Source organism: Actinomadura fibrosa (assembly GCF_900659615.1).
Taxonomy (GTDB): domain Bacteria; phylum Actinomycetota; class Actinomycetes; order Streptosporangiales; family Streptosporangiaceae; genus Spirillospora; species Spirillospora fibrosa.
The window spans coordinates 1-8,932 of the sequence record NZ_CAACUY010000317.1; the positions used below are offsets into that span (position 1 = coordinate 1).

10 protein-coding genes are annotated in these 8,932 nt (G+C 73.5%); 6 read left to right on the forward strand and 4 right to left on the reverse strand.

The genetic code is table 11. From position 1 onward, the window contains the following. Positions 1–408, reverse strand: a 408-nt coding sequence (locus E1300_RS44415; protein WP_131763295.1) for an MFS transporter, incomplete at its 3' end; no start/stop codon positions are given. Positions 409–574: 166 nt separating this feature from the next. Here E1300_RS44415 and E1300_RS44420 point away from each other — a divergent pair. From E1300_RS44420 to E1300_RS44435, 4 genes are all read left to right on the forward strand, one after another. Next, on the forward strand, positions 575–1,717 hold the full coding sequence (locus E1300_RS44420) for a sensor histidine kinase (RefSeq protein ID WP_131763296.1): 1,143 nt from the start codon (positions 575–577) through the stop codon (positions 1,715–1,717). Further along, on the forward strand, positions 1,714–2,379 hold the full coding sequence (locus E1300_RS44425) for a response regulator (protein WP_131763297.1): 666 nt from the start codon (positions 1,714–1,716) through the stop codon (positions 2,377–2,379). The genes E1300_RS44420 and E1300_RS44425 overlap by 4 nt, the downstream gene beginning before the upstream one ends. 154 nt (positions 2,380–2,533) lie before the next feature. Then, positions 2,534–3,217: an RICIN domain-containing protein gene (locus tag E1300_RS44430; protein WP_131763298.1), complete on the forward strand. Its 684-nt coding sequence runs from the start codon at positions 2,534–2,536 to the stop codon at positions 3,215–3,217. A 186-nt stretch (positions 3,218–3,403) separates the two neighbouring features. Continuing rightward, the gene (locus E1300_RS44435; protein ID WP_131763299.1) at positions 3,404–5,251 is read left to right on the forward strand and encodes a DUF11 domain-containing protein; all 1,848 of its coding nucleotides are present in this window, start codon (positions 3,404–3,406) and stop codon (positions 5,249–5,251) included. A 20-nt stretch (positions 5,252–5,271) separates the two neighbouring features. Here E1300_RS44435 and E1300_RS44440 read toward each other — a convergent pair whose 3' ends face one another. After that, entirely contained in the window at positions 5,272–5,484 is a 213-nt protein-coding gene (locus tag E1300_RS44440; protein ID WP_131763300.1) for a three-helix bundle dimerization domain-containing protein, read from the reverse strand. Between the two features lie 170 nt (positions 5,485–5,654). On the opposite strand from E1300_RS44440, the gene E1300_RS44445 reads away from it, so the two are divergent. After that, positions 5,655–6,311: a maleylpyruvate isomerase N-terminal domain-containing protein gene (locus E1300_RS44445; RefSeq protein ID WP_131763301.1), complete on the forward strand. Its 657-nt coding sequence runs from the start codon at positions 5,655–5,657 to the stop codon at positions 6,309–6,311. A gap of 101 nt (positions 6,312–6,412) precedes the next feature. Next, positions 6,413–7,393: a diacylglycerol/lipid kinase family protein gene (locus E1300_RS44450; protein WP_165503271.1), complete on the forward strand. Its 981-nt coding sequence runs from the start codon at positions 6,413–6,415 to the stop codon at positions 7,391–7,393. A gap of 26 nt (positions 7,394–7,419) precedes the next feature. On the opposite strand, the gene E1300_RS44455 is transcribed toward E1300_RS44450, so the two are convergent. Together E1300_RS44455 and E1300_RS44460 are read right to left on the reverse strand one after the other, a co-directional pair. Continuing rightward, positions 7,420–8,715 (reverse strand): amidohydrolase family protein, encoded by a 1,296-nt coding sequence (locus tag E1300_RS44455; RefSeq protein WP_131763303.1) that lies wholly within the window; start codon positions 8,713–8,715, stop codon positions 7,420–7,422. A 12-nt stretch (positions 8,716–8,727) separates the two neighbouring features. Continuing rightward, positions 8,728–8,932 (reverse strand): hypothetical protein (locus E1300_RS44460; protein ID WP_207400324.1); only part of this gene is annotated, 205 nt, incomplete at its 5' end.

The window sequence follows — 8,932 nt, forward strand, 5'->3', positions numbered from 1 at the left end:
CAGCGCCGCCGCGCCGACGCCCTGCGCGGCGCGGGCGGCGACCAGGTGCCCGGGGGCCTGCGCGAGGCCGCCGGCGAGGGACGCCAGGCCGAACAGCCCGAGCCCGGCCAGCAGGACCCGCCTGCGCCCGTACCGGTCGGCGGCCTTGCCGCCCAGCAGGAGCAGCCCGCCGAACGTGAGGGCGTAGGCGTGGATCACCCACGTGATGCCCACCGGCCCGAAGCCGAGCCCGGCGGCGATCCGCGGAAGCCCGACGTTCACGACCGACAGGTCGAGCGACACCATGAACTGCACGACGGCGACCGTCGCGAGCGTGAGCCCGGGCCGGGACTCCGGCGCGGGGATCGGCGGACGGCGGCTGCCCGGGCCCGCGTGGCGGAGCCCGTCCTCGATTCGCTTCGCATGCATGCCGGACATCGTGAGGTCCGGACCGTCCCGCGGTCGTCATGCCCGGAGAGACTCCCGGATCCGGCACCGGCGGTGTAGCGCGGGCGCGGCTACTCCGCGGGGAGTAGTCCGCGATCGCGACCTCCAGCGGACGCCGTCGGGCGGATCCGCCCCTTAATCTGCGGGGATGAGGTTCTTTGACCGAGGGCGTCCGATCGTCCAGGACGGCCTGCTCGCCGCGGCGATGGCCGCCGCGCTGTCGGTCATCGTGCTCGGCGCGCCGGGCACGGACGCGCTGGATCTCGCGTTCGCGCTCGCCGGCTCCCTCGCGCTGGTCGCCTGGCGGCGCGCGCCGCTCGCGGCGCTGCTCGCCGCCACCGCCTGCATGCTGGTCGTCGCGGCGCACGGCAGTCCCGGCCCGGCGGTCGCCTATCCCGTGATGGTGACGGTGTTCGCCGCGGTGCGGGCCGGCCACTGGCCCGCCGCGGCGCTGGCGAGCGCCGTCTTCCTGGGGACGGGCCTGGTGGTGAACGTGCCCGGTGCCGACGGGTCCGGGCAGACGCTCCAGGACACCGCGCTGCTGGTCGGCTGGTTCGTGGCAGCCGGCGTCGTCGCGACGGTGACCCGGCACCGGCAGGCGTACCTGGAGGAGGCCGAACGGCGGGCCGCCGAGGCGGAGCGCACCCGCGAGGAGGCGGCCCTGCGCCGCGCGGGCGAGGAGCGGCTGCGCATCGCCAGGGAACTGCACGACTCGCTCACCCACAGCATCTCGGTCATCAAGGTCCAGGCCGGCGTCGCCGTCCACCTGGCCCGCAGGCGCGGCGAGGACGTCCCCGCCGCGCTGCTGGCCATCCAGGAGGCCAGCGGCGACGCCATGCGCGAGCTGCGCGCCACCCTGGAGGTGCTGCGCGACCCCGGCCGCCCCGAGGAGGAGGCCCCGGCCAGCGGCCTCGACCGGCTCGGCGACCTGGTGGAGCGGGCCCGCTCGCTCGGGCTGCCCGCCACCGTGACGGTCTCCGGCACGCGGCGCGAGCTGCCGGACGAGGTGGACCGGGCCGCGTACCGGATCGTCCAGGAGGCGCTCACCAACGTGTCCCGGCACGCCGGCGGCGCGGCCGCCGCGGTGCGCGTCGACTACACCGACGCGGGGCTGGTCGTCCAGGTCGACGACGACGGCCGGGCCGACCCGGGCGCGCCGCCCGTGCCCGGCACCGGCCTGCTCGGCATGCGCGAGCGCGTCACCGCGCTCGGCGGGCGGCTGCGGGCGGAGCCGCGCCCCGAGGGCGGTTTCACCGTCCGCGCCGAGCTCCCCCTCGGGGAGCCGGCGTGATCCGCGTGCTCCTGGTGGACGACCAGGCCCTCATCCGCGGCGGCTTTCGCGCCCTGCTGGAGATCGAGGACGACATCGAGGTGGTGGCCGAGGCCGCGAACGGCGAGCGGGCCGTCGCGCTCGCCCGCGAGCACCGCCCCGACGTCGCCCTCGTCGACATCCAGATGCCGGTGATGGACGGCATCGAGGCGACCCGGCTGATCGCCGCCGACGAGCGGCTGGGCGGCGTCCACGTCGTGATCCTCACCAACTACGGCCTCGACGAGTACGTCTTCAACGCGCTCCGCGCCGGCGCCTGCGGCTTCATGGTGAAGGACACCGAGCCCGCCGACCTCGTGCAGGGCGTCCGGGTCGCGGCGCGCGGCGACGCGCTGCTCTCCCCCGCGATCACCCGCCGGCTGATCGGCGAGTTCGTCGCCCGCCGCCCCGAGCCCGTGCCCGCGCCCGAGCGGCTCGGCGCGCTGACCAACCGGGAGCGCGAGGTCACCGCGCTGGTGGCCCGCGGCCTGTCCAACGACGAGATCGCCGCCGACATGGTGATCAGCCCGACGACCGCGAAGACGCACGTCAGCCGCGCGATGACCAAGCTGGGCGCCCGGGACCGCGCCCAGCTCGTCGTCTTCGCCTACGAGTCGGGCCTCGTCACTCCCCGCCGCCCCTGACCCGGCGGAGCGAAGCAGAGCGGGTCACCATGGCCGCCCGGAGCGGAGAGGCGCCTGTCACTGACCCGGATAATGACTTTAAGTAATTCTATAGTGACAATGAGTAGCGGAAGGGAGAACCTTCCCCCATCCCCCGACCGAAAAGGACTTTCGGATGAGCTCCCATCGCGCCCCCCGTTCCGGCCGATCGCCCCACGTCCTGGGCGGCCTGGCCGCCGCCACGGCGCTGATCTGCGCCATCGCCACCGCCGGCGTCGCCACGGCCGCCTTCGCCGACGGCGACGACTCCGGCGCCGCCGATCCGGGCTCGGCTCCCGCCGCGGCGGAGAGCAGCAGTTCGTCGCCGGCCGCCCCCGCGCCCCCGCTCGACCAGCAGGTCAAGATCCGCAACGTCGCGAACGGGGGCGCGATCCTGCCCACCGGCGGCGGCACGGACCAGGGCATCGACGTCGACATGATCAACAGATGGGACGCCGGCGGCCAGGTCTGGACCATCAGCGACACCGGGGACCCCACCGAGGACGGCGACCCCACCTACTCGATCCACAACGAGAAGGCGGACCAGTGCCTGACGATCAAGAGCCCGATCCCGGTCCCGCCGCACACCAACCACACGAAGATCATGCCGTGCACCACCGACGTGAACCCCAGTCAAGAGTGGATCATCAAACCCGCCAAGGGAAACGGGACCAAGGGCTCCTGGTGGATCATCCCGCAGGACCAGACCAACCGCGCCCTGGCCCCTGACGACCCCACCGTGGCCGATGGCCACACCTGGGTCCAGCTGAAGATCCGCCAGAACTCGAAGACCTTCGGCTGGCGCCTGGAGAAGCAGTAAGGAGCGACCCCGGCATCCGGCGGCGACCCGGCGGGCTCCACCACGGACCGCACCGCGGCGTCGGATAGCGGATGCCCTTCTCACCACGGGTTCCGGATCGCGGACCGGGCGGCCGTGGCAGCTCCTGCCACGGCCGCGCCGCCGGACGGGGGCCGCGGTATCTCTCCCCCCGGAAGGAAGCCCCTCATGGCAGTACCGCAGAATCCCCGCCCAGGCGGATGCGGCGAGCACGTCCGGCTCGTCAACGGCAGTTTCGAGGACGTCGAGCGCACCACGGTCGGCGAAGGCGAGATGAAGTTCATCCTCGACGCCACCCGCGCCGGCAACGGCGACGGCAAGCCCTGGGTGCCGGGCTGGAAGACCACCGCCCGGGACCACATGATCGAGATCTGGGGCGACCGGTACAAGGACGCGCAGTACGGCGCGGTGCCCGCGAAGGACGGCAAGCGGTTCGCCGAGCTCAACGCCAACTACAGGTCCACGCTCTACCAGGACGTGTCCACCAGGCCGGGCACCACCCTGTACTGGCGGCTGTGGCATCGCGGACGCCGTGGCAAGGACACCATGCAGGTGAAGATCGGCCCGGCCCCGTCCGGTCAGGAGCCCTTCAGGCCCAACAACGACGACCGCGACCGGAACCTCACCGATGACCGGGACGCCTGGGGCGAGCACTCCAACACCTACACCGTGCCCGACGGGCAGGAGACGACCCGGTTCGCCTTCGTGTCGGTCTCCTCCACCGGCGGCGACACCATCGGCAACTTCCTGGACGGGATCTCCTTCGGCACCGCCCCGTGCGTGGTGCTGACGAAGAAGGCCATCCCCACCGGCGGCGACGCCAAGGCCGGCGACGTCATCACCTACGAGGTCACCGCGGTCAACGAGGGCGGCTCACCGGCCGCCGAGCTCGTCCTGGCCGACCCCGTTCCGCCCGGCACCACGTACGTGCCCGGCTCGCTGCGCATCGTCAGCGGCCCCGGCGCCGGCCAGGACCCGCTCACCGACCGTCCCGGCGACGACCGCGCGTACCACGACCAGGCGGGCCGCAGGGTGGTGTTCCATCTCGGCGATGGCGCGACCCCCGCCCGGGGAGGCAGCCTGAAGCACTCGGGCGACCTGCCCGGCGGGACGACCGTGCAGTTCCAGGTGCGGGTCGACCACACCGCGCAGCCGATCGAGAACCAGGCGACCGCCACCTACCGCAACGCCCAGGCCCCTCCGGCCGAGCAGAGCAAGACCTCCACCTCCAATGCCGTGCTGACCCCGGTCGCCCAGTCGGTGAGGCTGGAACTGCACAAGGCCGCCGACCGCCTCCAGACCGCCGTCGGCGAAGTGATCACCTTCCACCTCGTCCTCACCAACGCCGGGCCCAGCCAGGCCACCGGCGTCAAGGTCACCGACCGGCTGCCGCGGCAACTGCGGTACCTGTCGGCCGCCCCCACCACCGGCGCCTACGACCCCGCCACCGGCATCTGGAGCATCGACACGCTGGCCGCCCGCGCCACCGCCCGCCTGGAACTGCGCGCCATCGTCACCGCGCCCGGCCCCATCCGCAACCGGGCCACGGCCACCGCCAACGAGTCCAAGCCCGGCACCGGTACCGGCGCCGAACTCCTGGTGTGCGCCCACCGCCGGCCACCCTGCACCCCCGGCCACGGCACGGGAGGCGGCGGCTGCGGTGGAGACTGGGATCCCACCCAGACCTGTCCCGACCCCGACACCTGTGGTCACACCGCCTCCGGTCACACCAGCCCCGGCGCGGGCTGGCAACAGAGCGACGGGAAATCGCTCCACATCGACGTCGACACTAGCAGCGGCGAGTTCACCACGACCCCCCACTACGTGGCCTCGATCGGGTCCAGCGGCGGCTCGCAGTGGTTGCTGCGCGGCGCGCACGGCATCTACGACGCCACACCGACCGGCTTCCGGCTCAACCTCTACTGGACCGAGCAGGATCCGCTGACCCCTCAGACCGCCGAACAGTACGGCTGGTACGTCAACTGGATCGGTCACCAGGCTCCCTCGCGTCCCTGACGACCGGGCCGCGCTCGTGGTCAGGCGGCGGCTTCGAGCCTGCTTCTCGCCCGGTTCTCGACGAGGAGCGGGACGAAGTCGCGGATCCCGGCGTCGTCGAAGCGGCGCAGTTCCTGGTCGATCACGTCGTGCACCTGCTGGGGGCTGCAACGGTCCCGGTACCGCTCGGTGAGCCTCCGCTGCAAGGACTGGAGCGCCTGTGCCTCGTGCTTGCGCGTCGATCGCTGTTCCATCTCGGTCGCCTCCCATCGCACCGGACTCGGTGACCGCCTGTGCCGCGGCCATGTCCGCGCCGTTACCCGCAGCCGGAGGGACGACACGTGGCGCAAGTCGCGGCTTCGCCGGTGCCGCCGCGGCGGGAAATACGGTTGTCCGGCCGCCGGGCCGGGGCTACGGTGCCGCGGTGGATCTCTTCTTACGCGCCTGGACGGCGTTGCTCACCGCGGTCGCCGAGCTCCCGGACGAGGACTTCGAGCGGCCGTCCGGCTGTACCGGCTGGCTCGTGCGGGACCTGGTGTGCCACCTGGTCATCGACGCGCAGGACGTCCTGATCACCCTGGTCACGCCCGCCGAGGCCGCGGCGACGGCGGACGCGGCCACCTACTGGGACCTCCTGCCCGGGCCTCCGACCGGGGACGACCCGCTCGACGCGCTGATCCCCCGGCTGGCCGCCGCGTACGGCGAGCCGCGGTGGCTGAGGTTCCACCTCGACGACGTCGGTTCGGCCGCGGGACGCGCCGCCCGGCTGGCCGACCCCGCCGTCCGCGTCGAGACCAAGGACAAGGTCCTGACGGCCGGCGACTACCTCTCGGCGTACGTCCTCGAATGGACGCTGCACCACCTCGACCTCGTCGCGCACGTGCCGTCGGCCGAGGGTCCGCCCGCCGAGGCCCTCGCGGCGGCACGCGCGCTGCTGGAGCGCATCGCCGGGACCCCGTTCCCCGGCGCCCTCTCCGACCGGGACGCGCTGCTCGTCGGGACCGGACGCCGCGCCCCCACCGAAGCGGAGAAGGCCGCGCTGAGCGGCGTCGACGCACGGCTGCCGCTCATCCTGGGCTGATCGCACCGCCACCCCGCGAACGGCCGTGACCCGTGCCACAGCAGGGCTCGCGGACGGGAGCGAGGGGAATGATCGGGGTGGGAGCGGGAAGCAGTGATGCCGTGAACCCTCCCCGACCGCCCGCACCGTCCGATCCCTCGCCCCGTTCGCCGCGTGGAGAGCTGCTGCTGTTCGCCAACGCCAAGGCCGGTACCCACGACACCCGCACGCTGGAGCGGATCACCGGGCTCCTCCGGGACGCCGGGCAGGACGTGACCGTCTGCCCGTGCTCGGCGCCGGACGACATCGAGCGGGCCCTCGACGCGCACGGCGGCGGCGGCCCCGCGCGGGCGGTCGCGGTGGGCGGCGACGGCTCCATCAACCGGCTCGTGTCGATCCTGCACCGGCGCGGCGAGCTCGACCGGTGGACGGTCGGGCTCGTGCCCATGGGCACCGGCAACGACCTGGCGCGCAACCTCGACATCCCGCTGGACCCCGAGCGCGCCGCGCGGCTGCTGCTCGACGGCGGCGAGCGCCGGCTCGACCTGATCGCCGACGACGCGGGCGGCGTCACGCTGAACGCCGTGCACGCCGGGATCGGCGCCGTCGCCGCGCAGAGCGCCGCGCGGTTCAAGCGGCGGCTGAAGGCGCTGGCGTTCCCGCTCGGCGCGGTCCTCGCGGGCGTGCGGCACTCCGGCTGGCGGCTGCGGGTGGAGGCCGACGGCCGCGTCGTCGCCGACGGCAAGTTCCTGATGGTCGCGCTGAGCAACGCGTCCGGCATCGCCGGGGGCACCGCCGAGCTCGCCGCGGACGGGCATCCGGGCGACGGCATCCTGGAGCTCGTGGTCTCGGCCGCCACCGGGCCGATCGCCCGCGCCGGCTACGCCCTGCACCTGCGGGACGGGACGCACCGGCACCGCGACGACGTCCTGCACACCACCGCGCGCAGCGTCACGATCAGCGGCGAGGACTTCCACGTCAACAGCGACGGGGAGGTGTCCGGGCCGGTCGGCCGCCGCTCCTGGACGCTGGCGCCGGGCGCCTGGCGCATGATCGCCCCGGTCCGCGACCGCGTTCCCGAGGCCGCCGCCGACGCGACCTGAGCGGCCCGGCGCTCAGCGCGGCCGGCTCACCTGCCGGCCGCCACCGCGGCGCGGGCCCGGGAGCGGAACGCCGCCAGCTTCTCCGACGGCTCGATCACGCGGTGGCTGCGCGACCGGACGGAGACGTCGTGGCCCTCCGCCGCCCGCCGCAGCGCCCCGACCGTGGCCTCCTCGCGCGGGACGTGCGCGAACGGGTCGAAGGAGTACCACCGCATGGCGTTCTCGTGCGTCATCTTGCGGACGTCGTCGTCCGGGACGTTCTCCCGCTCCAGGACGGCGCTGAGCTCCTCGGGGGCGCCCGGCCACATCGAGTCGCTGTGCGGGTAGTCGGCCTCCCAGCAGATGTTGTCGATGCCGATGTCGTGCCGCAGCCGCACGCCGAGCGGGTCGCTGATGAAGCAGGTCAGGAAGTGCTCGCGGAACACCTCCGACGGCAGCTTCCCGCCGAAGTCCTGGAGCGTCCAGGTCGCGTGCATCTCGAACGTGCGGTCCACCCGCTCCAGGAAGTAGGGGATCCATCCCGTCCCGCCCTCCGACAGGGCGATGCGGATGTCCGGGAACTGCTTGATCACCCGTGACCAGAGCAGGTCCGCGGCGGCCGACACGATGTTCATCGGCTGGAGGGTGATCATGACGTCCGGCGGCGAGTCGACGGCCGGCACGGCCAGCCGGCCCGACGATCCGATGTGGACGTTCAGCACCGTGCCCGTGTCGCACAGCGCGCGCCACAGCGGGTCCCAGTACTCGTCGTGGAAGCTCGGGTAGCCCATCGCGGCGGGGTTCTCGCTGAAGGTCAGCGAGTGGCAGCCCTTCGCGGCGACCCGGCGCACCTCCGCCGCGCACGCCTCGGCGTCCCAGATCACCGGCAGCGCCATCGGGATGAACCGGCCCGGGTACGCGCCGCACCACTCGTCGATGTGCCAGTCGTTGTACGCCCGGACCAGCGCGAGCGAGAAGCCGGCGTCCTCGGTGGCGAACAGCCGGGCCGCGAAGCCGGGGAAGGACGGGAAGTTCATCGAGCCGAGGATCCCGCCCGCGTTCATGTCCTTGACGCGCTCGTGCACGTCGTAGCAGCCGGGCCGGATCTCGTCCAGGCCCTGCGGTTCGAGCCCGTACTCCTCCTTCGGACGGCCCGCCACGGCGTTCAGCGCGGCGTTCGGGATGACGGTGTCGCGGAACGTCCAGACGTCCGAGCCGTCGTCGCGGTGGACGAGCTGGGGCGCGTCCGCGCGGTACCGCTCCGGCAGGTGGTTCACGAACATGTCGGGCGGCTCGATGATGTGGTCGTCGACGCTGATGAGGATCAGGTCGTCGCGGTCCATGGCGGTTCCCTCTCAGTCGGAGGCGGGCAGCGGCTTGGCCGTCTTCAGCGTCATCGGGACGCCGTCGCAGGTCAGCTCGCCCGTGCCGGCGGCGGTGCAGAGCAGTTCGAGCGTCCCGGCGGCGTCCACGTAGCGCTTGCCGACGACCGTGCCGGGACCCGTGCCCGGACCCGCGCCGGCGTCCGCGCCGCCGCCGGCGGGCCGGGGCGGCGCGGAG

What these genes read in the sequence shown, in the direction of transcription:
- E1300_RS44440 (WP_131763300.1), bottom strand. Translation starts at nt 5,484, where the DNA reads ATGGAACAGCGATCGACGCGCAAGCACGAGGCACAGGCGCTCCAGTCC.
- E1300_RS44455 (WP_131763303.1), bottom strand. Translation starts at nt 8,715, where the DNA reads ATGGACCGCGACGACCTGATCCTCATCAGCGTCGACGACCACATCATC.
- E1300_RS44420 (WP_131763296.1), top strand. Translation starts at nt 575, where the DNA reads ATGAGGTTCTTTGACCGAGGGCGTCCGATCGTCCAGGACGGCCTGCTC.
- E1300_RS44430 (WP_131763298.1), top strand. Translation starts at nt 2,534, where the DNA reads ATGAGCTCCCATCGCGCCCCCCGTTCCGGCCGATCGCCCCACGTCCTG.
- E1300_RS44435 (WP_131763299.1), top strand. Translation starts at nt 3,404, where the DNA reads ATGGCAGTACCGCAGAATCCCCGCCCAGGCGGATGCGGCGAGCACGTC.